The organism is Clostridium hydrogenum, assembly GCF_021432385.1.
Lineage (GTDB): Bacteria > Bacillota > Clostridia > Clostridiales > Clostridiaceae > Clostridium_S > Clostridium_S hydrogenum.
Map to the genome: position 1 here is coordinate 241,698 of NZ_JAEACT010000004.1, position 23,393 is coordinate 265,090.

The 23,393-nt window shown below is 29.1% G+C and carries 24 protein-coding genes; 9 read left to right on the top strand and 15 right to left on the bottom strand.

Annotated elements, in window-relative coordinates:
- Positions 1 to 30: 30 nt before the first annotated feature.
- The 3 genes from CUEA01_RS19430 to CUEA01_RS19440 all read right to left on the bottom strand — a co-directional run bounded on the left by CUEA01_RS19430 (position 31) and on the right by CUEA01_RS19440 (position 2,704).
- Positions 31 to 918 carry an aldose 1-epimerase family protein gene (locus tag CUEA01_RS19430; RefSeq protein ID WP_234123583.1) on the bottom strand — a complete coding sequence of 296 codons (888 nt, stop codon included), beginning with the start codon at positions 916 to 918 and terminating at the stop codon, positions 31 to 33.
- A gap of 225 nt (positions 919 to 1,143) precedes the next feature.
- Entirely contained in the window at positions 1,144 to 2,187 is a 1,044-nt protein-coding gene (locus CUEA01_RS19435; protein WP_234123584.1) for a DUF4179 domain-containing protein, read from the bottom strand.
- On the bottom strand, positions 2,174 to 2,704 hold the full coding sequence (locus CUEA01_RS19440) for a sigma-70 family RNA polymerase sigma factor (RefSeq protein ID WP_234123585.1): 531 nt from the start codon (positions 2,702 to 2,704) through the stop codon (positions 2,174 to 2,176). The genes CUEA01_RS19435 and CUEA01_RS19440 overlap by 14 nt, the downstream gene beginning before the upstream one ends.
- A 176-nt stretch (positions 2,705 to 2,880) precedes the next feature.
- Here CUEA01_RS19440 and CUEA01_RS19445 point away from each other — a divergent pair, with 176 nt between their 5' ends.
- The 4 genes from CUEA01_RS19445 (at position 2,881) to CUEA01_RS19460 (ending at position 6,356) form a co-directional block, all read left to right on the top strand.
- Positions 2,881 to 3,762 carry an ABC transporter ATP-binding protein gene (locus tag CUEA01_RS19445; RefSeq protein ID WP_234123586.1) on the top strand — a complete coding sequence of 294 codons (882 nt, stop codon included), beginning with the start codon at positions 2,881 to 2,883 and terminating at the stop codon, positions 3,760 to 3,762.
- 2 nt (positions 3,763 to 3,764) lie between these two features.
- Positions 3,765 to 4,562: an ABC transporter permease subunit gene (locus tag CUEA01_RS19450; protein WP_234123587.1), complete on the top strand. Its 798-nt coding sequence runs from the start codon at positions 3,765 to 3,767 to the stop codon at positions 4,560 to 4,562.
- A gap of 388 nt (positions 4,563 to 4,950) precedes the next feature.
- Positions 4,951 to 5,580: a TetR/AcrR family transcriptional regulator gene (locus tag CUEA01_RS19455; RefSeq protein WP_234123588.1), complete on the top strand. Its 630-nt coding sequence runs from the start codon at positions 4,951 to 4,953 to the stop codon at positions 5,578 to 5,580.
- Between the two features lie 17 nt (positions 5,581 to 5,597).
- Entirely contained in the window at positions 5,598 to 6,356 is a 759-nt protein-coding gene (locus tag CUEA01_RS19460; RefSeq protein ID WP_234123589.1) for an alpha/beta fold hydrolase, read from the top strand.
- Between the two features lie 92 nt (positions 6,357 to 6,448).
- On the opposite strand, the gene CUEA01_RS19465 is transcribed toward CUEA01_RS19460, so the two are convergent.
- From CUEA01_RS19465 to CUEA01_RS19490, 6 genes are read right to left on the bottom strand one after another with little or no spacing between them, the layout of a single operon-like run.
- Positions 6,449 to 7,621, bottom strand: a complete 1,173-nt coding sequence (locus CUEA01_RS19465) for a WG repeat-containing protein (RefSeq protein WP_234123590.1) — start codon at positions 7,619 to 7,621, stop codon at positions 6,449 to 6,451.
- Between the two features lie 30 nt (positions 7,622 to 7,651).
- Positions 7,652 to 8,278 (bottom strand): response regulator transcription factor, encoded by a 627-nt coding sequence (locus CUEA01_RS19470; RefSeq protein ID WP_234123591.1) that lies wholly within the window; start codon positions 8,276 to 8,278, stop codon positions 7,652 to 7,654.
- The gene (locus CUEA01_RS19475; protein WP_234123592.1) at positions 8,256 to 9,362 is read right to left on the bottom strand and encodes a sensor histidine kinase; all 1,107 of its coding nucleotides are present in this window, start codon (positions 9,360 to 9,362) and stop codon (positions 8,256 to 8,258) included. The genes CUEA01_RS19470 and CUEA01_RS19475 overlap by 23 nt, the downstream gene beginning before the upstream one ends.
- Positions 9,363 to 9,370: 8 nt before the next feature.
- Positions 9,371 to 10,462 carry an ABC transporter permease gene (locus CUEA01_RS19480; protein WP_234123593.1) on the bottom strand — a complete coding sequence of 364 codons (1,092 nt, stop codon included), beginning with the start codon at positions 10,460 to 10,462 and terminating at the stop codon, positions 9,371 to 9,373.
- On the bottom strand, positions 10,459 to 11,247 hold the full coding sequence (locus tag CUEA01_RS19485; RefSeq protein ID WP_234123594.1) for an ABC transporter permease subunit: 789 nt from the start codon (positions 11,245 to 11,247) through the stop codon (positions 10,459 to 10,461). The genes CUEA01_RS19480 and CUEA01_RS19485 overlap by 4 nt, the downstream gene beginning before the upstream one ends.
- Positions 11,248 to 11,259: 12 nt before the next feature.
- A complete protein-coding gene (locus CUEA01_RS19490; protein WP_234123595.1) occupies positions 11,260 to 12,192 on the bottom strand; it encodes an ABC transporter ATP-binding protein in 933 nt (310 codons plus the stop codon).
- Positions 12,193 to 12,570: 378 nt separating this feature from the next.
- Between CUEA01_RS19490 and CUEA01_RS19495 the strand changes: the two genes are divergently transcribed.
- The 5 genes from CUEA01_RS19495 to CUEA01_RS19515 all read left to right on the top strand — a co-directional run bounded on the left by CUEA01_RS19495 (position 12,571) and on the right by CUEA01_RS19515 (position 16,556).
- Positions 12,571 to 13,218, top strand: a complete 648-nt coding sequence (locus CUEA01_RS19495) for a hypothetical protein (protein ID WP_234123596.1) — start codon at positions 12,571 to 12,573, stop codon at positions 13,216 to 13,218.
- 183 nt (positions 13,219 to 13,401) lie between these two features.
- Entirely contained in the window at positions 13,402 to 14,427 is a 1,026-nt protein-coding gene (locus tag CUEA01_RS25200) for a 3D domain-containing protein (protein ID WP_329604011.1), read from the top strand.
- 392 nt (positions 14,428 to 14,819) lie between these two features.
- On the top strand, positions 14,820 to 15,443 hold the full coding sequence (locus CUEA01_RS19505; protein WP_234123597.1) for a TetR/AcrR family transcriptional regulator: 624 nt from the start codon (positions 14,820 to 14,822) through the stop codon (positions 15,441 to 15,443).
- 2 nt (positions 15,444 to 15,445) lie between these two features.
- Positions 15,446 to 16,000 carry a flavodoxin family protein gene (locus tag CUEA01_RS19510; RefSeq protein WP_234123598.1) on the top strand — a complete coding sequence of 185 codons (555 nt, stop codon included), beginning with the start codon at positions 15,446 to 15,448 and terminating at the stop codon, positions 15,998 to 16,000.
- Positions 15,987 to 16,556, top strand: coding sequence for a CDP-alcohol phosphatidyltransferase family protein (locus CUEA01_RS19515; RefSeq protein WP_234123599.1), 570 nt, complete (start codon positions 15,987 to 15,989; stop codon positions 16,554 to 16,556). Before CUEA01_RS19510 ends, CUEA01_RS19515 begins: the two co-directional genes overlap by 14 nt.
- Before the next feature lie 123 nt (positions 16,557 to 16,679).
- Here CUEA01_RS19515 and CUEA01_RS19520 read toward each other — a convergent pair whose 3' ends face one another.
- The 6 genes from CUEA01_RS19520 to CUEA01_RS19545 form a co-directional block, all read right to left on the bottom strand.
- Complete coding sequence (locus CUEA01_RS19520; protein WP_234123600.1) at positions 16,680 to 17,984, bottom strand: hemolysin family protein; 1,305 nt, start codon at positions 17,982 to 17,984, stop codon at positions 16,680 to 16,682.
- 405 nt (positions 17,985 to 18,389) lie between these two features.
- Complete coding sequence (gene hypE, locus CUEA01_RS19525; RefSeq protein ID WP_234123601.1) at positions 18,390 to 19,391, bottom strand: hydrogenase expression/formation protein HypE; 1,002 nt, start codon at positions 19,389 to 19,391, stop codon at positions 18,390 to 18,392.
- On the bottom strand, positions 19,388 to 20,452 hold the full coding sequence (hypD, locus tag CUEA01_RS19530; RefSeq protein WP_234123602.1) for a hydrogenase formation protein HypD: 1,065 nt from the start codon (positions 20,450 to 20,452) through the stop codon (positions 19,388 to 19,390). The genes hypE and hypD overlap by 4 nt, the downstream gene beginning before the upstream one ends.
- The gene (locus CUEA01_RS19535) at positions 20,445 to 20,672 is read right to left on the bottom strand and encodes a HypC/HybG/HupF family hydrogenase formation chaperone (RefSeq protein ID WP_407929278.1); all 228 of its coding nucleotides are present in this window, start codon (positions 20,670 to 20,672) and stop codon (positions 20,445 to 20,447) included. The genes hypD and CUEA01_RS19535 overlap by 8 nt, the downstream gene beginning before the upstream one ends.
- Before the next feature lie 186 nt (positions 20,673 to 20,858).
- Complete coding sequence (gene hypF, locus CUEA01_RS19540) at positions 20,859 to 23,138, bottom strand: carbamoyltransferase HypF (protein ID WP_234123604.1); 2,280 nt, start codon at positions 23,136 to 23,138, stop codon at positions 20,859 to 20,861.
- Entirely contained in the window at positions 23,119 to 23,379 is a 261-nt protein-coding gene (locus CUEA01_RS19545; RefSeq protein ID WP_234123605.1) for a hypothetical protein, read from the bottom strand. Before CUEA01_RS19545 ends, hypF begins: the two co-directional genes overlap by 20 nt.
- Positions 23,380 to 23,393: the final 14 nt, after the last annotated feature.

Genomic DNA, 23,393 nt, shown 5'->3' on the forward strand with positions numbered 1-23,393 from the left:
AAGTAAAATGGTAAATTGTAAAAGTGAATTCTATTCTGATATTTGTATACTATACTTACAATTAAACTCTTCCTTTTCCTGTAACTTTAATATACCATCCTTTTCTCTAAAATCTCCATCAAAATCCTCATAATCCGCATGACCGAACCATGGCTCAATACACACAAAAGGAGCACCTGTAGGCTTTGACCAAAGTCCAAGATATGGGAAGCCCTCAAACTTCAAGGTTACGGCCTTTGAATTTTTTATATTTTTAAGTGAAATTTCATTTGAGCACAAATCTTTAAATATTAATGCATCTTTTTTAAATAATTGTCTACTTAAGTGTATTATATTTGAATCATATAAAAATGGTGCTGAATTTCTTTTTACTAGTCCCTCTTGATTTATATGTATAATATCCACGTTTTCTCTATTTTTAAATTCAAAGTAATAATCTTCAAATTTTAAATTATCTTCTTCACCTATTACTGGGCAATTAAATCCCGGATGTGCTCCAATAGAAAAATATATATCACCATTATCTAAATTCTTTACATTATATGAAATTTCAACATTATCCCCTGCTAATTTATATTGAACCTTAAGTTCAAATTTATATGGATATATTTTTAGAGTTTCTTCATTCCAGGATAATTTTAATATAACCTTATCACTATCCTTTTCAACTGCTTTAAACTCCATATCTCTTGCAAAACCATGTTGAGTTAGGTTAAATGTATTTTCTCCTATTCTATAAGTATCATTTTTCACTTTACCTACTATTGGAAATAAAATTGGAGCATGCCTTCCCCAAAATTCAGAATTTGCAGTCCAAAGATATTCATCATTATTTTTATTAGCTTTTATACTCGTTAATTCTGCACCCTTTTCTGATACTTCAATTGTTAAAACATCATTTTGTAACTTTACGGTCATACTTATCAACTCCTAGTATTTATTTCTACTACCTTTTACTCTGCTTTAATGCTTTTCAATATTTTTAAGTATATTTTACCACAAAAGTTCCAACCATGATACATAGTTAAAAAAGCCCAATTTTTTTTATAATATAATTAGGCAATTTTAATCCTCATATGTATTTATATGACATGGATATTTTATTAAAAAATGTACTCTGTCATCTGTACTCCGTACTCTGATTTAATACTTTTCCCTACTAAGTTCTACCTCACCAACTCCATCTATACTGAATTTGAACTTATCTATATTATCATACATACTTATTGGAAATTTTACTTTAAATATAGTTTTGCCATCTTTCTTATCATCATCTAAAGTATCGTACTGATATTTTTTTCCGTTTTTATCTACCAATTTAATCTTATCAAGTAAATCTGACATAGAAACTTTTTTATTAGTTGAAAAAGTTACATAAAAATTTGTAGGATCATCTTTTGCAGAAATAACTTGTATGTTGGAAGTTGTATTTTTAGCTTTGTACTTAGTTACAATTCCTTGACTATTTCCATTGTTATCAATTTTTAAATTCCAGCTTCCATTTATGCCTTTGCCCTTTTCATTTCCACTTGTATCCTTATAAAGTATATCTATAGTTTCTACTTCAACCACAGCATTATTAATTTTAGGAAAAGAATTTTTAGCACTTAAAAGTTCATCATATTGAAATGTTCCATTTTTCTCATCAAAATTATAACTTTTCCCTCCACCAGAATCTACTATAAAATTTTTGCTTTTTAAAGGTTTTGTATCTGAAATTACCTCTGCTATATACTGCCCATCTCCATTTTTAATCCTATATTCCATCGAAAAATCCTCTATTTTTCCTTTCGGGAGCAAATTAGTATTTATTTTTAAACTAAAGTTTAACCCCATTTCACTATCATCTATAAAATAATTATCTAAAGAAATATTAACCCCGTTATTAAAAGCAGAACTTACATTTTTATGCACAAAATTACTTTTATCATTTGCCGTTTGAACGCTTTTGGCACCACTAAAAAATGAATTTACAGCTGCAATTACATACTTATTATTAATTACAATAACAGATCCAATTAGACATAATATAACTGCTGCTGTTTTTAATATTCTTCGATTTTTAGTCTTAGATTTACTTCTTATTATATTGTAGGTATCATTAAAGGATTTCTTAACTACATCTGGAATTTCTTTTTCTTCAGTTAATACTTTTTTAAGATCCATTTCAAATTTATTTTCTTCCATATAAAATCTCTCCTTCATCACTAAAATACCCTTCCCTAAGGATTGCTTTTGCTCTTGATATTCTTGATTTAATTGTACCCTCTGGTTCTTTTACAAGCTCGCTTATTTCTTTTGTATTTAATCCAACTATATAATAAAGTAATATCGCTGTCTTATAGTCATTATTTAAAGTGTTTAAAGCTTCCTCTAATTCAATTTTAGAATACTCATTTTTATGATGCTTCTCTGCAATTACATTCTCTACCAATATAATTTTGCTGTTTTTATTCAATATAGCATTGCATTTATTTATTAATATCTTGCATATCCAAGAATTAAAATAATCTGGATTTTTAAGCTTATTTATATTTTTATATGCAAGTAATATTGATTCTTGAATTGCATCAGCAGCATCTTCATCATTATTAAGTAACCTGCTAGCCACCTTATATAGCACATTTTCATATTGTTTTACTAAAGTTATAAAAGCTTCTCCATCACCTTTTTGAGCTTTCTTAACTAATTTTTCAGTTTCCATTCATTCACCAGCCTTGTAAATTCAATTTTCAATATACGTATATTGTTTTTTCTATTTATTAGATAACGTAATTTCTATTTTAGTTGCATTTATTTTATTATATCTGCTTGACCACATGGTCACCAAGTAATATAATATAATCATAAAATGACCACATGGTCAAAGGAGTGATTAAAATGTACGCTATAGAAACTAATAATTTATGTAAATCCTATGGAAAAGCTAGGGGAATCATAGATGTTAATTTAAAAATAGAAAACAACGAAGTATTTGGCTTTATTGGTCCAAATGGTGCAGGTAAATCAACAACAATTCGTACTATTTTAAATTTTATATTTCCAACTTCAGGTAGTGCAAAAATAATGGGATTTGACTGCATAAAGGAAAGCAAAAAAATAAGAGAGCTTATAGGTTATTTGCCATCAGAAGTGAATTATTATGATGATATGAAAATTAGAGATCTTCTAGAATATTCCGGAAAATTTTACAATAAGGACTGCAGTAAACGGATAAAAGAACTTTCTGATATATTTGAGGTAGATAGTTCTAAAAAAATAAATCAGCTGTCTCTTGGAAATAAAAAGAAAGTTGGAATAATTCAAGCTCTACTTCATGAACCTAAATTGGTTATTTTAGATGAACCAACAAGCGGACTTGATCCATTAATGCAAAAAACATTTTTCGAAGTTTTAAGGGAAGAAAACAAAAAAGGAGCAACTATATTTTTCTCGTCTCATATTTTAAGTGAAGTGCAAGAAATGTGTAATAAAGTCGCAATTATAAAGGAAGGCAAAATACTAAAAACAGAGGAAATATCAAAACTTCGAGATGCTCAATTTAAAAAAGTAATGGTAAATTTTAATAACGAAATTTTAAATATCAATATTCCTGGAGCTATTAACACTATTAAGTTAGGTACTTCTGTAAAATTTTTATACAATGGAGATATCAATGCACTTATTGATAACCTTCATAAAAATAAAATTAAAAATCTTACAATTGAAGAGCCATCTTTGGAAGAAATATTTATGCACTACTACACAAAGGAGGATAAGTAATTATGAATTTATTTAAAAGAGAACTAAAAAAAAATTTTGTAAGCTTTCTAATTTGGTCTATAACATTAAGCTTATTGGTTATTCTTACAATGTCTATGTTTACCTCTGTAGCTAAAAGTAGTGCATCATTAGATCAGTTTATGAAGCAATTTCCTCCATCCATGCTAAAGGCATTTAATCTAGGCACTTTAAGTATAACAAGTATATTTGGATATTACAGTTCAAAGGTTGGCCTATTAGTAATATTAAGTGTTGGAATCTATGCAATGATACTTGGCTGCAATATGTTTGCAAAAGAATTTAATGAAAAAACTATGGAATTCCTACAATCAAAACCTATAACAAGAACATCAATCATTACTTCAAAAATATGCTGCTACACTATATATGTTTTTCTTTTAAATGTAATCTTATTTGTAGTAACTTATTTTTCCTTTGAAAGTGTAAAAACCTCAAGTTATTCAGTTAAAACCCTTTTTCTAATTCATGTTGGATACTTTATAGCAGAAATAACCTTTGCTAATATTGGAATTCTTATATCGCTAATTGTTAAAAACCAAAAGTCATCAGTTTCTTTAAGTTTATGGTTTGTACTTGGAATGTATTTTATATATATCCTAGCAGGCTTATCAGATAAAGCTGATTTTCTTAAATATTTTACACCCTTTAAATATGTTGATGCCACAGATATAGTAACTAATGGCTATATAAAAACAGAATATGTTATAATACTCATATGCGTAAATGTAATAGCAGTTGTTTCTTCTTATGTTATATATAATCATAAGGATATTGAATAATTTAATAATATATATACTACTTAAAAAATGGAAATTTTAAATTCCAAGTTTATCCTCACAAATTACAATTTGTCGAGGAGAAGCCAAAGTACAAAGTACAGAGTACAAAGTACAATGAAGGACGATTTTTCTCCGTTAGCACTACGAAAAATCTGAAAACTTATTTTTTTATTGCTGCGCAATCGCGCCATCGATGGCGCTCAGCGAAGCTGACACCATTTTAGTTTAAGATTTACCTGAGAAAATCGAAAGGTAAATTATCATTCTTTGTACTCTGTACTTTGTACTTTGTACTCTGCTCTAAAAATTGTAATTTAACGGAATACATCTGTAATCTGTAGTTTCCTTATTTAAAAGTGGTATAAATCTAATTAGGGGTGGAATAATTTTGTACGAAGTTTTTGAAAGGTTACCAGAAGAAAAGAAGAAAAAAATTATTGATATATGCATTAAAGAATTCGGTAAAAATGGATATACCAGTGCCTCAACAAATACTATAGTAAAAAAAGCCGACATATCTAAAGGAACCTTATTCAATTACTTTGGAAATAAAAAAAATTTATTTCTATATGTTTTAGATTATATAACTGACTATTATATAAATTATATGATAAAGGAAATGAAAGTAAATGATCCTGATTTTTTTAAAAGAGTTCTTGATTGGTCTGAACTTAAACTAAAGGTTTCATGTAAAAATCCTGATGTGTATAAATTTTTCGTTATTGCCTATACAAATATTCCAGATGAATTAAAAGCTGATATTGCTAAACGCTATGAAAAGCTTTATTCTAAAGGTTTATTTTTAGCCCTTGATGGATTAGACATGTCAAAATTTAGAGATGATGTAGATAAACAAAAATCACTTGAATTAATATTATTGACGCTAAATGGTATATCCGAAAAATATATTAATAATGAAATCAATAAAAGTAAGGATAAGGGTCTAAGCTCACTAGATAAAAGGGTAGATGAATTAAAAGAATACCTTAAAATTTTAGAAAAAGTTTTTTATAAATAACTTTAAGGAGCGTATCTATGATATTTAAAGAGTTTGGAAATAAAAATAACAAAGCTATCATTTTTCTGCATGGTGGTGGGCTATCTTGGTGGACATGGAAGACTCAAATCGATATGCTGCAAAATGATTATTTCGTTGTTGCACCTATTATTGATGGACATGGTGAAGATGGACATAATAGTTTTGCAACCATACAAAACTCAGCACAAAATGTTATTAATTACATAAAAGAAAATTGTAATGGAAAAGTTTTTGCAATTTGTGGACTTTCTCTTGGTGCTCAAATGCTTGTGGAAATACTATCTAAAGAATGTGATATCACAGAAAATGTGATTATTGAAAGTGCTTTAGTTTGTCCTAGCAGTAAAATTTCAATTAAATTAACTACACTAATATTAAGCCTGTCCTATGGCTTAATTAAGAAAAGATGGTTTGCAAAACTTCAAGCCAAGCAATTAAAGCTGCCCCAAACATTATTCGAAAATTACTATGAAGATACCATAAAAATAACAAAAGAAACTCTAATAAACTTTATAAAAAGCAATCAAGAATATTCAATACCAGATACTTTACGCAATACAAAATCAAAAACATTAATATTAGTAGGAGAAAAAGAATTACCTGTCATGAAAAAATCTGCAAAACTACTTAATGACACTATTAACGGCAGTAATCTAAAAATTATTAAAAATAGTGCACATGGTGAAATTAGTTTGTCTTATCCAGATAAATACCTTGATCTATTGATTAATTTCTTTAAAAATAATTGTTGTTAATATTATAATTTTCGTATCAACTCTAAAAAGTAGTTATGAGTATGCACTTAAATTTATGTAATAAAATATAAGTACATTATATACTTGTATAATTATTTTAGTTTAAAAACAATTTTGCCTTTTGTATTTATATATTCAAAATTAACACCATCAGTGCTCACTAGTCCTAAACCATTTGAAAATTTATCCGCATATTTTAAATGGGGCTTAAATATATAATTTCCTGATTGATCTATATAATCCTCATCTGTAGAACTATCCCCTTGAACTAATATAGGTTCATCTGACAATTGAGAAAATACAAATTTAAATTGAGGCTTAACTATCATAACCCCTTTTTTATTGATAAATCCCCATTTGTAATTTTCCTCAACAGGAGCTAAACCTTCAATATAACCGCCTTCAAATTGGTATTGTGGTTTTATAACAATATTACCTTTTGTATCTATAAATCCCCACTTATTATGTACATTTATAGAAGCTAGTCCGTTTGAGAAGGACCCCAAAACATTAACTTCAGGCTCCGCAATAAAATTCCCCTTTGTATCTATAAATCCTAAAGCATTTTTTGTTTTCACAACTGCTAAATTTTCACTAAAATCGCTTGTAAATATTAACCCTTTATCAATAACCTGATTGCCCTTCTCGTCAATATATACTTTTTTATTATCATCAAGCTCAACTGCTGCTAATCCATTATTAAAATTGCTTGCAAGACTAAACTTAGGTTTTATAACTATATTGCCATTGGTATCTGCAAAACCATACTTTTTATTTTTGCAAATTAATATCATTCCATCAGAAACATTTCCCAATATGTCATAACCTGGTTTTATAATAAATTTACCGGTTTTGTTAATATAGGCAACATCTCTATTAACAAAAACTTTTGCAACACCATCTTTAAATTGTAGAGCATCATTAAATTGAGGTGAAATAACCATATTCCCGCTAGAATTTATATAACCCTTTTTACCATTTACCACTACTAAAGCTAAACCGTCACTTGAATTTGATGCGTAATCATATTTGGGATTTACAATAACTTTGCCTGTTTGATCTATAAATCCCCACTTTACCTTATTTCTATAAGACGGATCTGTATAATATTTACTACTAGATGGAAATGCAATCATTTTCTCATTTGCATTTACCCCCATATTTGTATTTACATTCTTACTAGATTTATAACTACAGCCATAAAAAGCAATTGATATCAACATTATCATATTTATAATGAATATATTTTTATTTCTTTTTATCATTATTATAATCACCCCCCCATTTAAGCTACCTTAATTAAAACTTTTTAAATAAAATATTGCCAGCTGTGTTCTATCTCTTAAATTCAACTTTTCCAAAATCATAGTTACATAATTTCTAACAGTTCCATCGCTTATAAATAGTTTGTCACCTATTTCTTTATTTGAAAGTCCATCTGCCACAAGTTTCATAACCTCAATTTCTCTCTGTGATAAATTAAATTTTGACATATCAACCTTGTGTCCTTCTCTAAGCATTGAAGATATTGAACTTGCAACTTCCTTTTGAAATACGAAGCTTCCCTTTGAAACGGCCCTTAAGCTTTCAATCATAGTATCTGCTTTTTGATTTTTTAGTATATAACCTTCAGCACCAGATTTTATTGCTTCCTTTATATACTCATCATCCTTGAAGGTTGTAAGTATAACTATTTTTACTTGATTAAATTTTTCTTTAATGAGCCTTGTACCAATAACACCATCTATGTCTGGCATTCTTATATCCATAAGCACAATATCTGGCAGCAGTCTTTTGCAAAGGTTAAATGCTTCTATTCCATTATGAGCTATACCGACAACCTCAAAATCATCTTCCATATCCAAAAGTAATTTTAGTCCATCACATACAAGTTCATCATCATCTGCTATTAGTACCTTCAAATATTTCACCCCCACTAAAAGGAATCACGCAAACTATAGTAAACCCATCATGAGAATCTATAGTAATACTCCCTCCAACATTATTTACTCGTTCACGCATTCCACTTAATCCAAGTCCTTCTTTTATATTATTACAGCTTACACCATTATTTTTAATATAAAGCCTTAAATATAACTCATTTATATCAATTGAAATATCCACCTTTGAAGCCCTTGAATATTTAGCTGTGTTAGTTAAAGCCTCTTTTATATTGGAAGCCATAATTTCAATATAATTAGGCTTAACACTATTAAAATCTCCAGTAAATTTAAGTTCAACAGGGCAAAAGCTAAAATTACGAATTATATTTTTTATATACTCAATTCCAAGCTTTTCATTAGGCTTAATATTGTGCACCGTATCTCTTATGATAGTCACTGTTTCTGAAAGTGCATCTATGGATTTTGCTAGTACCTCTTTTGCTTTAAGCGGATTTCTATCCATTAATTTATATGCAGCTTGAAGTTCTATAAGTACACCAGCTGTTTTATGTCCAACGCTGTCATGTATTTCCCTGGCAATTCTATTTCTCTCACTCACTTCAGCAATATGTACCACTTCTTTAGATGAGTTTAAGAGTTTAACTTTAACACCTTCAAGCTCATATCTAAGTCGTCTTTCTTTATCTAATGATTTTTTAAGATTAATTTCCTTTTTTTTAGTTTCTCTAATTACATAGGCAAACATTGAACATACACAGGTTAAAAAAATGATTTTTACTATATCTTGTCCTATATAAAGAAAGTATGTTTCCACTACAGAAACACACACCATTCCAATTAAATTTTTTATAACAATAAAATCAAGAGCAGCCACAGGAAGAAGCATTTCAAAATTTTTATTTATATAACACCCTATGCAAATCCATATAAAGCTTACTGCAACTGTATATATGGAAGCATTGTATTTTTCTTTATATATATTAATTGCTATAATAACAAGGAGTACAAGAATCTCTTCAAAATACACCTTGTTAGAGCTTACCATATTATAAAATGTATAAATTAAAAAAATTAACTTTAATATATAATTTACACGTTTCATTCTATCTCCTATTCTTCAAAATCACTTTTTCTCCATGTTCCAAGTAAAAAAAACACTGCTGCAAATGCTAAAAGTATTGCTGCTTCTTTACCTATAGAATTAAAATTATCATTATTTAATATTTTTTTAACAGCTTCCATTGCCCAAGTTGTCGGTAATGCCTTTGAAATATTTTTAATTATATCACTTGAAGGCGTCATTCCCCAACAGCCGCTAAGCATAGTCATTACTGTAACCACTCCTATTCCCGATATTACGGCCTTTGTTTCATCTTTACAAATGGAACTTACTGCAATGCCAAAGGATACGCTTACAAATGACATTAATATTAGTAATCCAAGCATATTAAATATAGATTTACCTGAATAAATTCCAAACCCATATACGATTACTAAAGTCAAAACAAGTATTTGAATTATTGAAATAAATATAAAACTAAGTATTGTTTGAAACATGTAACTTTTTAAAGATATGGGTGCATTTAATGATCTGTATAATGTTTTCTTCTTTTTATCTGTTAATATAATAGTTGACGTAAATATTGAAGAAAACATTACAAATTGAATTACTAGCCCCCATATTACCACTACAATATTATCGCTTTTCGAAAACTTATTAGTTAATTTAACTTTTGGTATTTTTTTAATACCTTCATAAAACACTGTACTATTGCCATGTGATATTTTTGCAATACTTTTAGCTGGATAAATAAAGCTGTTAATTATTACTCCCATTACTCCTGCGCAATCAGAATTTTTCTTTTCGTACCCAATAATTTTTTTACTTTTTAAATTCATTATATCATAAGTGTAATTATGAGGTATAATAAGCACATAATCAAATTTTGAATTATTAATATCATTTTTAATATCAATTTTATTTATCTTAGTTATATCAAGATTACCTTTCATATTTTGAATAAAAATTCTTGAAAACTTAGTATTATCACTATCAACTATTCCCAAATTTAAAATTTTTGCATTAGATCCTGAATTCAGTATTATCGCTGGTATAATTGCAATAAATGGTACTATTAAAAGCATTGCAATCTGAACCTTATTTTTAACTAGCCTTTTTAAGCTATTAATAAATATATTCAATTTAACACCTTCTTGCCTATAAATAGTGACATTACAAACATAGTAGCTGCCGATATAAACAGTATTATAAGTGCATTTTCCGAACTTGTTGTCACTGCTTTTATTACATAATTATGAAAAGATAACTTGCTAATACTCTCTAAATCACCTCTTATTTTAATTGGTGAAAAAGCTCCTACATATACTGGAAAAATCATAAAGAAATTTACTACAAAAGTAAGAAGTGCACACATATATATGTTTTTTGAAATTCCAGTAATAACAATTCCAAAACTATTTTCTATTACTAAAAATAAAGCTATAGCTGCAAAAATAATCAGTTTATTTTTTCCCCAATTAGTATTAAAAAGTAAACTAGTTATAATTACTAATACAAATGCAAATATACTCATGCTTACTATACTTCCTACTGACCTTCCAAATAAAATCTTTATCTTTGTTATTGGTAATGACTTTAATCTAGTATTAATTCCATTTTTTAAATCGTGAATTATCAAATAACTGCTTAAAACTGCTCCATAAAAAAGAGACAAAAGTATTGATCCCATAGTTACTTTATCATTTGTTGACACTATACTTTCATCAGCATTTATCACATTATTTTGAAGATTAACTTTGCTTTGTTCTATCTGTGATTTAGTTAAACCCTTGCTTATTTTATTATCTACAGATCCTACTAACACACATGTAATCAATAAAGGTGCTGCAATAAAGGCAATAACTGCCAGTGGATTCCTTATACACTTAATTATAGTATAACGAGCTGTAACCAATATGCTCTCCAATTAAGTCCCCTCCTAATCCCTAAGTGTTCTGCCAGTAAGTGTTAAAAACACACTTTCAAGCGTAGGCTTTTCAACATTTAAGGATAAAACTTCAACATTATTTTGCAAAATTATTTCCAGTATTCTTCCTAATATATTGCTATTTTTTTTAGATATAATATTAAGCTTATTATCATTAAAAAAACAATCTGTTACGTCATCTATTTTTTTTATTTTCTCTATGATAGTGTAATTCACTCCTGACAATTCTAAATCTATTTTCTCATTAACTGCTGCAAGTGATTTTAATTCATCTTTGGTTCCCTTAGCTATAATTCTTCCATGATCAATTATTAAAATTCTCGTACATAGTTCCTCTACTTCCTCCATGTAATGTGAAGTATATATTATTGTAGATCCCATTTCATTCAGTTTCTTTATAGAGTTTAAAATATAATTTCTTGACTGAGGGTCAATTCCAACAGTAGGCTCATCCATTATTATAAGCCTAGGCCTGTGAACTATTGCGCAAGCTATATTAAGTCTTCTCTTCATTCCACCAGAAAATTTTTTAGGATAATCTTTCCCCTTATCTACAAGATCTACAAATTCCAAAGCCTCATGAATTCTATCCTTAAGTTCACTTCCTTTTAAACCATAAAGTCTTCCAAAGTAATCAAGGTTCTCATAGGCAGTTAGATCCTCATATACTGCTATATCTTGAGGTACAACCCCTATTTGTTTTTTAATTTCTTTTTCATGAGTTTTCATATCAAGTCCAAATATTTTAATTTCTCCACTGTCAAGTTTACTCATACCTGTAATTGCACTTATTGTTGTTGTCTTTCCTGCTCCATTAGGCCCTAAAAATCCTAAAATTTCTCCCTCTTCAATTTCTATATTCAAATTGTCAACGGCTAAAAAATCCTTATAACGCTTAACTAAATTTTTCACTTCTAATAACAACCTTACCACCCCTTATTTCAGAGTACAGTTGACAGAGTACAGAGTACAGTGAAGGATAATTTTCTGCTAATGCAGAAAATTTTCAAACTTAATGGGCTATCGCCCAAACCTATAGGCTTCAGCTTCGCTGAAGTTTTTTAATTCTGAGATTTATCTGACGTAAGGAAGATAAATCCACATTCATTGTACTCTGTACTCTGTACTTTGTTCTCTGTTTTCTATGTTTCTATAATAAATCATTTTCTTCAAATACTACAGTTACATGGAGAATATTATTACTATGACAAATGTCATAAGACATCTTAAATAAAATTTTGACTATTCAAACAAAAGTGCTAACATATACTTGTATTAAATTTTACACAGGAGGCATTTTTCATGGAACAAGATATTGCTTATAAAGTAATAAATAATACACCCATTTTTAAATGCAGCTTTTGTAACAGTTGTACAAGCATGGAAAGCAAAAATATGCTTGGCATTAAACGTGGGTGCTGTTTCTATTTTCCCAAATATTCACTTATAGACATTAAAAACATATTAAAATTTAACAGGGATTTTTTATTTAAATTGATTACTAAAGAAAACGTAGTCACTCATGACTATTTTATAGAAGTTAAAGGTACCTTTGATAAAGCAACGTACAGTAACTTTCTAAAAAATTCCACCGAAGAAGAAACTCTAAAGTACAGAAACTTTGATAAAACTCTCTTTTTCAAAAAGTGCTTTTTTGTAACTTCTAATGGTTGCTCTATTGATTTTAGGTTAAGACCTCATCAATGTAATCTCTATTTATGCCGTAAAATAACAACCAATCCTAATTATTTGTATAAAAAATATTCAAGAGAGCGAAAAGACTATTTTGCTTATTGTAATTATATAAACACTTTACTTATACAATACCTTCAAGAAAACCTTTTAACTTTAAAAAGTAATTTTAAACAATCTGTGAACTTTTTAGAAAATATCAAAATTAATGATTTCCTTTTTTCTAAACTTGAACCTCTTACATTCCCTTGTAAATAAACGCTTTATACGTAGTAACATTTATTTAATCCTTTTAGTTAATTTTTAACATATAATACTTTTTCATACACATGGCGTTTTTTTTACAGAATTTTGATATCATATTATGGTATAATAAAAACTGTTAATATTTTTTTTGCACAACAACCCCCAAATAACAAACATATTTAAGGAGGACGTCATTTGAATAAAAAAGCATTATCTTTTGTTTTGGTACTAGCTTTAATATTTACACTGAATACAAGTGTATTTGCTTCACCATCAGATAGTACTTCAGATGAACTAAAACAAACACAAAATACTAAGAAAAATTTAGAAGCCAAAGTCAGTAATTTAGATACTGAAATTAACGGTGTACTAAAAAAAATTGATGATAATAAAAAAAATATGAATAAACTTGCAGCTAAAATGAAAGATTCACAATTGCAATTAAAAGCTACAGAAAATAAACTCAAAGATCAACAATATTTACTTCAAAAAAGAGTACGAGCAATGTACATGAATGATAATAGTAGTTATTTACAAATATTGCTTTCTTCTAAAAATTTTAGTGATTTTCTATCAAATGTAAACACTATAACTAGCGTAATGAACTATGATAACAATATTGTAAGTAATGTTCAAACAGAGCGAAAAAACCTACTTAACGAAAAAGAAAGTTTAAATTCTGAAAACCAAAAATTAATGAGTTTAAAAGCTAGTAATGAATCGATTTTGTCAAATTTAAGTAGTGATATAAAACAAGAAAAGACTCTTCTTGCCAGTGCAAATGAAAAGGAAAAAACGTTGATAGCTAAGCAACAGGCTGAAGCCGCCGCTGCAGCAGCAGCTAAAGCTAAAGCAGCAGCAATTGCTGCTCAGAAAAATTCTACTGTAGCTAGTAGTGTGGCAGTAACAAACGTATCTATATTAGCAGGCCCAGCTTCCGCTAGAAAAACAATTTCCGTCGTTGCTACTGCATATTCAGATAATGGATATACCTCTAACGGAATGCAAACCACACGAAATCCAGGCGGTTATAGTACTATAGCAGTTGATCCTAGCGTTATTCCCATAAATTCAAAAGTTTATGTACAAGGCTATGGTTATGCTATAGCAGCTGATACTGGTAGTGCTATTAGAGGAGATAGAATAGACTTATATTTTCCGACTAATACAGAGTGCGAAAATTGGGGGGCACGAACTGTTACCGTTACTATAATAGGATAGTTATAAATTTAAATAAAAGGTGCTGTTGCACCTTTTATTTAATACACAAATTTTAAATATTGAGAAACTTTATTCAGAGTACAGCTGACAGAGTACATAGTACAGTGAAAGGATGATTTTCTTCCGCCTTGCTACAGAAAATCTTACAACTTATTTTTTGATTGCTTACACAATCGCTATATTATCAATGTTGTTCAGCGGAGCTGACAACATTTAAGTTTAAGATTTACCTGACGTAAGGAAAGGTAAATCATCCTTCTTTGTACTCTGTACTTTGTACTTTGTACTCTGTTTTTTTCCCCCATCTGTTGACACATTAGATTTATAGTGCTAGAATTTTATTAAACAGTGTTTAATAAATAAACTTTATTTAATAGCTTAGGAGTGTTACTATGGGAATTACTGAAAGAAGAAATGCTGAAAAAGATGCCTTACGAAAAAAAATTATAGATGCTGCAAGTGAGATACTGATAAATGAAGGTTATGAAAATTTATCAATTAGAAAAATAGCAGCAAAGATAGAGTATTCTCCAGGAATTATCTATCATTATTTTAAAGATAAATCTGAAATATTAAAATTTATATTAAAAGATGGACAAAGCAAAATCACTAAAATTATAAACGAAATTTCAATTGATGAAAATGAACCCGAAGTTGCAATTACTAATGTTCTAAGAAAATATATTGAATTTATATTAGAAGAAAAAGAACAATATAGAGCTCTTTTAATGAGCAATTTAGACGGAACAGACTCAAGTGTAAAAATGCTATACGCTGGAGTTTCAAAAGATAAAAAAACAATAGGTTCTATGTGTGACTGCATTCAAATAGGTATTAATAATGGCAGATTTAAAAAAGTTGACCTTGAATTAACTGCTCAAATTATATGGACATCAACCTACGGACTTATATCTAGATTAATAATTGAGAAAGACATCCCAAAGGAGCAGCAAAACAAGTTGATAGAACACCATTTGCAATTTATTATAAATGGATTGATCGGAGGTAAAGATTAATTATGAAAATTTTTTCTAAAATCCTATTATTTTTATTCTTAGCACTTATAATTTTGTTTGCTATAGCTATGATAGTTTTTTCTTCATTTGTTCACTTTAACAATAAGGAGAAAAAGGCTACAATTAGCATTCTAAAGTCAAAAACTACAGATTCACCTAAAGCACTTATTGTATACCAACCAGCTTTGATGTCAAATATCACTAAGGATATGTCCTACAATATAGCTAAAGGCTTAAACAGCAAAGGATATGAAGTCACTCTTATGTATCCTGGTAAAAAGGTATCAACTGATATTTCCAAATATGAAGTAATTGTCCTTGGATCTCCTATATATATTGGTCAAACCTCTTCGGTTTTAACCAATTATATCAAGAATATTAATAACCTCCAAAATAAAAAAGTTATTTTATTCGTAACAGGAGCTAATGATGATTCACTTCCACTTGAGTCTCTAGGAAAACTTATTAAGGATACAAAAACTGTCAATAAAGTACAATTTAAAAAAGGTGATGAACCTAAAGCTTACAATTTGGGGTGTGAAATTGGAGAAAAGTAAAATAGTTAGGAATATTCCTAATCTCATTACCATAACTAGACTATTTCTAACAATTTTCTTTCTAATATTATGCTTAAATACAAGATTATATTTAGGCATTTTATTTACTTTTTTGTTGATTTGCATTTCTGATATCATAGATGGAAAAATCGCAAGATATCTTAATTCTGTTACAAAATTGGGGAGCATTTTAGACGTGCTTATAGATTCATTTTTTATATTTTCAGCTTTGGGTATATTGTGCTGTCAAGAACATGTTATCCCTTTATGGTTTATACTTATTGTATTTATTAATCTTGTTGTATTTATTACAACTTCATATATCATTCAAAAGTTTTCTATTAACTCAAGGAATTTCTTTGTATTTGATTTAATTGGAAGAATATCAGCAATACTTTTCTACTTAATTCCCGGAATAGCATACTCTGTAATATATCTAAACCTAAATTCAAAATTAATACTTAAATGCATAATATCTGTAAACACCGTGCTTGCATTGGCTGCATGTATATCAAGAATAACTAAGCTTTCTATTTCTAAAGATAAACCACTGTGAAACTTGAAATTCATGTGCAGCATAATGATATCTTCTGGGCATTATGTTACACATGAATTTTTATAGTTGAGCTAGTTTCACCATATAAAAAGGTTTCTTAATATTTCCCCTCATAAGTTCTCCTTAATTATTCTCTTCAATGCTACTTTTCTTAACCAGTATTTTAGTGATTCTCTTATCATTACACTTCAATATTATAAATTCATAATTTTCATAGTTAACTTTATCATTAACCTTTGGGTAAGCATCTAATTTTGAATAAACCCATCCTCCTACAGTATCAATATTTTCTTCCTCAATACTAATTTTTAAAATCTCACTTATTTCTTCAAGAAGCACCTTTCCATCAACAACATAATTTCCATTTTCAGTTTTCTTTATTTCTTCTCCTTCCTCATCAAATTCATCTTGTATTTCCCCCACAATTTCTTCTAATATATCCTCTGACGTTACTAAACCAGAAGTTCCACCATATTCATCAATTATTATAGCCATATGCACCTTTTCTTTTTGAAAATCCTTGAGTAATTGACTTATTGAAATAGACTCCGGCACAAATTTAATTTCACGAAGAATATCTTTAATGTCTTGAGTTTTACCTTCAAGCTTTTGTCTATATAAATCTTTAATATGTATGAAACCAATTATGTTATCTTTACTATCCCTACATACGGGATACCTTGTCAATTGCGATTCCACTGTAGTTTCTATAATTTCATCAAAGGAATCCTCTATAAATATACATTCCATATCTGTACGAGGTATCATTATCTCCTTTGCAGTCTTTTCTGAAAAATCGAATATATTGTCAACAAAAGTAAGTTCAGTTTTATCTATTAGACCATGTTTATAACTTTCCTCAACAAGAAGCTTTATTTCTTCATCCGTGTGCGCCTCCTCATGTTCTTCTACTTGCGTTATCCCAAATAGCTTTAAAACTAAATTTGTACTATGATTAAATAGCCACATTATTGGATAAGTTATTTTATAAAATGTTATAAGTGGCAATGCTGTATACATAGCTATTTTCTCTGTACCTAATATTGCTAAAGACTTAGGTGCAAGTTCACCAAGCACAATATGAAAACCTGTTATAAGCACGAAGCCTAAAAAAAATGAAATTGAATGAACAAGCGTCTCTGGAATTTTAAGCAAATGAAATACAGGCATAAGTAAACTAGCAACAGCTGGTTCTCCTATCCAACCTAAGCCTAAAGATGCCAAGGTAATTCCAAGCTGACATGCAGATAAGTATGAATTCAATCTACTAATTACTCTAAGAGTATACTTAGCATTTTTATTTCCTTCAAACACTAGTGTTTCTATTCTTGATTTCCTCACTTTAACCATTGAGAATTCTGTTGCTACAAAAAATCCATTCATAAATACAAGCAAAAAAACTACTATGATATTTAATAAAGTAATCATCTATAAGCCCCTTATATATACCAGTTGAAACATCGAAATTACAATTTTAATCAGAGTAGAGAGTAAAGAGTAGAGAGTAGAGTGATGGTTGATTTTTCTCCGCTATCGCTACGAAAAATCTAAAGACTTATTTTTTTATTGCTGCGCAATGGCGCCATACATGGTGTCAGCAAAGCTGACACCATTTAAGTTTAAGATTTACCTGAGAGAATCGAAAGGTAAATCATCCTTCACTCTACTCTCTACTCTCTACTCTTTACTCTTGTTTCTCCTCGATAAATTGCAATTTCGGTCTTTCAAGTAGTATATCTATAAATATTTTTATATACCTTATTTTAACCATTTATAGATTAAAACATGAATTTATGAAGTAATAATATTTCATAGCATTAACATTACTGAAAATCAGCATATCCTAGGTAACATTTCTCCATCCAAAGGATTTAAAATTCGTTTTCCACCAAAATAATTTTCAATGTATACCAAACATTCTTGATTACTTGTAAAAGTTCCTATAATATTTGCATCCTCACACTGTTCTATACTTCTAAGCTTGTTCACAATGTCTTCTGCCACTTCACTTTTAACCACTAATACAACTCTTCCTTCACAAGCCATATACATTGGATCCATTCCTAGCATTTTAGTTATTCCTGCAACTTCTCTTAAAACAGGTATACTTTCCTCTTCAAGTTTTATGCTTAAACCTGATATATTGGAAATTTCATTTAATATTGTAGCTAGTCCACCTCTTGTTGGATCTTTCATTATTTTTATAAATGGGTAATATTCTTTAAGCGAACTTATAATTTTATAAACAGAAGCACAATCACTTTTTATATTACTTTTAGCATCTATATTATATCTTTCAAGCGCTATAGTAGTCCCATGTGCACCTATATTTCCACTTACGATTATTTTATCACCCGCGTTAATCTTCTTCATTTCATAGTCCTCTTCAACAATTCCTACCCCAGCAGTATTTATAAATATTCCATCTGCTGAACCTTTTTCAACTACCTTTGTATCACCAGTTACAATTTTAACCTCAGAGGCTTTGCACTGCTTTGCCATTTCATTAACTATTAAATCAAGAATCTCAATTGAAAAACCTTCTTCTATTATAAAACCAGTGCTTAAATATAATGGTTTGGCTCCTGATACAGCTAAATCATTTATAGTTCCACAGATAGCAAGCTTTCCAATATTACCTCCCGAAAAAAATAAAGGCCTTACAACAAATGAATCTGTAGTAAATGCCATTCTACCTTTACATACCGGAAATAAAGCTGAATCTATACCCTCGGTTAAAATACTATTATTAAAATGCTTATAAAAAATTTTTTGTATTAATTCATCTGTATACTTGCCACCATCACCATGGACTAATTTAATCTTTTCATTCACTTTTTCCTTCCCCCATATTTAAAAGAAATAGAGCATGACCCTTCTGAAGATACCATGCATGGACCAACGGGATGTTCTGGAGTACAATCCCTTCCAAAGAAACAGCAATCATTTGGAGATTTTTTTCCTAAAATTATTTGACCGCATACACAGTTATTCTTATTATTTTCTTGTATAGGTAAATTAAATTTTTTTAAAGCATCGAATTCTTGATATTTTTTATTCAAATACAGCCCTGATTTATTAATTTCACCAATACCTCTCCACATACAAGCATCCTCCCAAAAACATTCTTCAATAATCTTTCTTGCAGACAAGTTTCCATTTGAAGTTACACAAGTTCTATATAAATTTTCAAATTTCTTTTCAGATTTGTGCTTTACTAAAAAATATATTGCAGATACAATGTCTAAGCTTTCAAAGCCAGCTACTACTGCAGGAATATTATAGTCTTCTGTAATAAATTTAAAATAATCAGAGCCTGTTATAACTGCTACATGCCCTGGACATATAACTCCATCTAAATTACAATCTTTATCCTTCAATATAGTATTTAAAACTGGCTTCATAATTTTTAAACTACTTAAAATAGAAAAATTATTAATATTATTTTCTCTTGCTATTTTTACAATAAGTCCAATTAAAGGCGCCGTAGTTTCAAATCCAACAGCTAAAAATACAACCTCAAAATTTTTATTTTCCTCTGCAATTTTAAGTGCATCTAAAGGAGAATATATTATTTTAATTTTCTTGCCCTCCACTCTTTGGTCTATTAAACTTCCTCTTCCTCCCTTTACTTTCATTAAGTCTCCAAAGGTTGTCAATATAACATTTTCTTTTTTTAAGAGCTCAATGGCTGCATCTATATACCCTTCAGATGTAACGCAAACTGGACATCCTGGTCCTGATACTAAATTTACTTTTGGATAAAATAATTGTCTTATGCCCATTTTGGCTATACTTTGAGTATGAGTACCACATATCTCCATTATGTTAAAGTTCTCTACAGAAGATTTTTTAATCTTATTAACCAAATTAAGTATAATTTCTTGCTTATTCATCTTTTGTTTCCTCTTGAAATACTTCTTCTAAAAATTTAAAATATTTCTCATCAATCTTTTCTATTGCAAAACCCGCATGTATTAAAATGTAATCTTTTACGTGTGGGTTTTCTATGAGCTGAATATTTATACTTTTTTCCACTCCCATAATATCCACTTTTGCTAAATTTTCATGAATAGACTTTATTTGTCCAGGAACTGCAAGACACAATTTAAACACCCCCATTTTTCAAAGTACAAAGTACAAAGTACAGAGTACAATGAAGGATGATTTATCTTCCTTACGTCAGATAAATCTAAAAACTTATTGGTTCACCTTCGGTGAAAATAGGTACTAGTTTATGTTATGGGTTTGGGCAACGCCCATTAAGTTTTAAAATTTTCTGCAAAAGCAGAAAATTAACCTTCACTGTACTCTGTACTCTGTACTTTGTACTCTGGTTTCTGCAACTGCCATTTGTCCAAATGAAATTCCACCATCATTTATTGGCGTTTTAGAATTAAAAAAAATTTCTAAGCCATCTTTTTTAAGCTCATCATAAATTGCTTTAAGTAAATGCTCATTTTCAAATACTCCTCCGCTTAAAATAACCTTAGATATTTTGTATATTTGAGATAATTTTAAAACCATATCGCAAGTAAGTTTTGAAATGGTATTGTGAAATTTAGCTGATATTATACTTTTTTTTACTTTGCAATTTATATCATTAATTACCCCATCAATAATATCTTTAATCTCTATTAAAAAAACATTATTTTCGTTCTTTATTTTATACCTATAGTATTCTTTAACCTCTTCATCTATTATGTTTTCTAAAGCTATAGCAGCTTCAGCATCATATGTAATAAAATTTTTAAGCCCTATTAAACTTGAAATGCAGTCAAAAAATCTACCAAGGCTTGAGGACTTGTAACAATTTAATGATGACTTTAAAGCTTGGTTAACTATATTTAGCTTATTTTCATCAATATTTTTTATAATCTCACCTTTGTATCCGCAAAAATATAAATAACTTGCAGCACACCTCCAGGGCTCCTTTATTGCTGCATTTATACCTTGTATGTTCACATATTGAAAATGTCCAACTCTATTAAAACTAGCTCTTGTTCCAATAAAAAATTCTCCTCCCCATATGTTTCCGTCTAATCCAAAACCCGTTCCATCGTATATAACTCCAATAACTTTTTCAGAAATATTGTGTTCTGCCATACAACCAGCCATATGGGCATGATGATGCTGAACTCTTATTTTTACTCCTTCTTTTTTATAACCACTTGAAATATAAAAAGGATGCATATCACACACCCATACTTTAGGCTCAACATCAAGTATTTTAATTAAATGCCTTAGAACTGATTCATAATTTTTATAGCAATTTAAATCCTGCAAATCTCCTAAATACTGACTCGTATACACATAAGAATTTTTAGAAAGGGAAACACTACTTTTTTCCTGAGCTCCTAAAGCAACAATATCATCACTTATATCTAAATTTTCTGCTGATGGAGCATACCCTCTTCCCAATCTTACAATGCATTCCTCACCATTAAACACTTTTACAACTGAATCATCAATAGGAAGGTAAATTTCTCTATTGTGCATTAAAAAATAGTCAGCTATATTTTTTAACGCATTAAATGCACTGTTATTTTTGTATTCAATTGGGCATCCACTTATATTTCCACTAGTCATAATAAGTATATCTATTTGTTCCAATATCAAATAATGTATTGGTGTATATGGGAGCATAACCCCTAGCTTTTTTTGCTCTGGTGCTATATTACTCGGAAGATTTATATCAGGCTTTTTTCGTAAAATTACAATAGGTCTTTTATTGCTAAGTAAAACCTCTTCCTCTTTTTCATTTACTTCACAAAATTGCTTTACTGTATTTATATCCTTCATCATAACTGCTAGAGGTTTATATGGTCTTATTTTTCTATTTCTAAGTTTAGCTATAGTATTTTCATTTCTTCCACTGCAAGCTAAATGAAAGCCACCTATTCCTTTTATTGCAATTATTTTCCCCATCTTTAAAAACTCAATAGTTTCATAAATTACATCTTCACATTTTGTGACTTCACCCTTATTATTCATAAGTATCAGCGAAGGACCACATTCACTGCAACAATTAGTTTCTGCATGAAATCTTCTATTTTCCTCATTATTATATTCATCTTGACAATTGCTGCACATATTAAAGGAAGACATTGTTGTACTTTCTCTATCATAAGGCAGTGATTTTATTATGGAATACCTTGGACCACACTTAGTACAATTTGTAAAAGGATATCTATATCTTGTGCTGCTTTTATCCATAATATCTTTAACACATTCACTGCACGTCCCCATATCTTTTGGTATAAATTTTATAGTGCTAGTTTTATTAGAGCTTTCTTTAATTTCAAAATCCTCGTACTTTAAATACTCTAAAGATTTACAATTTATTTTTTTTATAACAGCTGGGGTTGGTGGATTCTTAACAATTGTAATTATAAAAGCTTTAATATTACCTGCTGTTCCGGTAAAATCAATTGTAACAGAACCACCAGAATTATTTACCCAGCCTAAAATTCCATATTGCTTAGCTGTCTTATATACAAATGGTCTGAACCCAACCCCCTGAACAATACCATATATATTTACAAGATATCTCTTTCTTTGGTTATTTGCCAGCTGAGTCACCCTCTATATTTTTAATAATTGCAGTTTCATCTGGCAAATCTCCAATTTCAATTTTTATTTCTGTCCTATCACTTACTAAATCATCATTGTAGCTTCTAAGATATTGAGAAAGATTATCTGAATTGACGTGACTGCCCTTATTTACAATAACAGCCATCTTATTTACCTTTGCAATTTTTCCTCGTTTACAGCACTCAGCAAGCCCCTCTGAAATTTTACTTAACAATATAGTTTCATGCATAAAACCACTCTCCC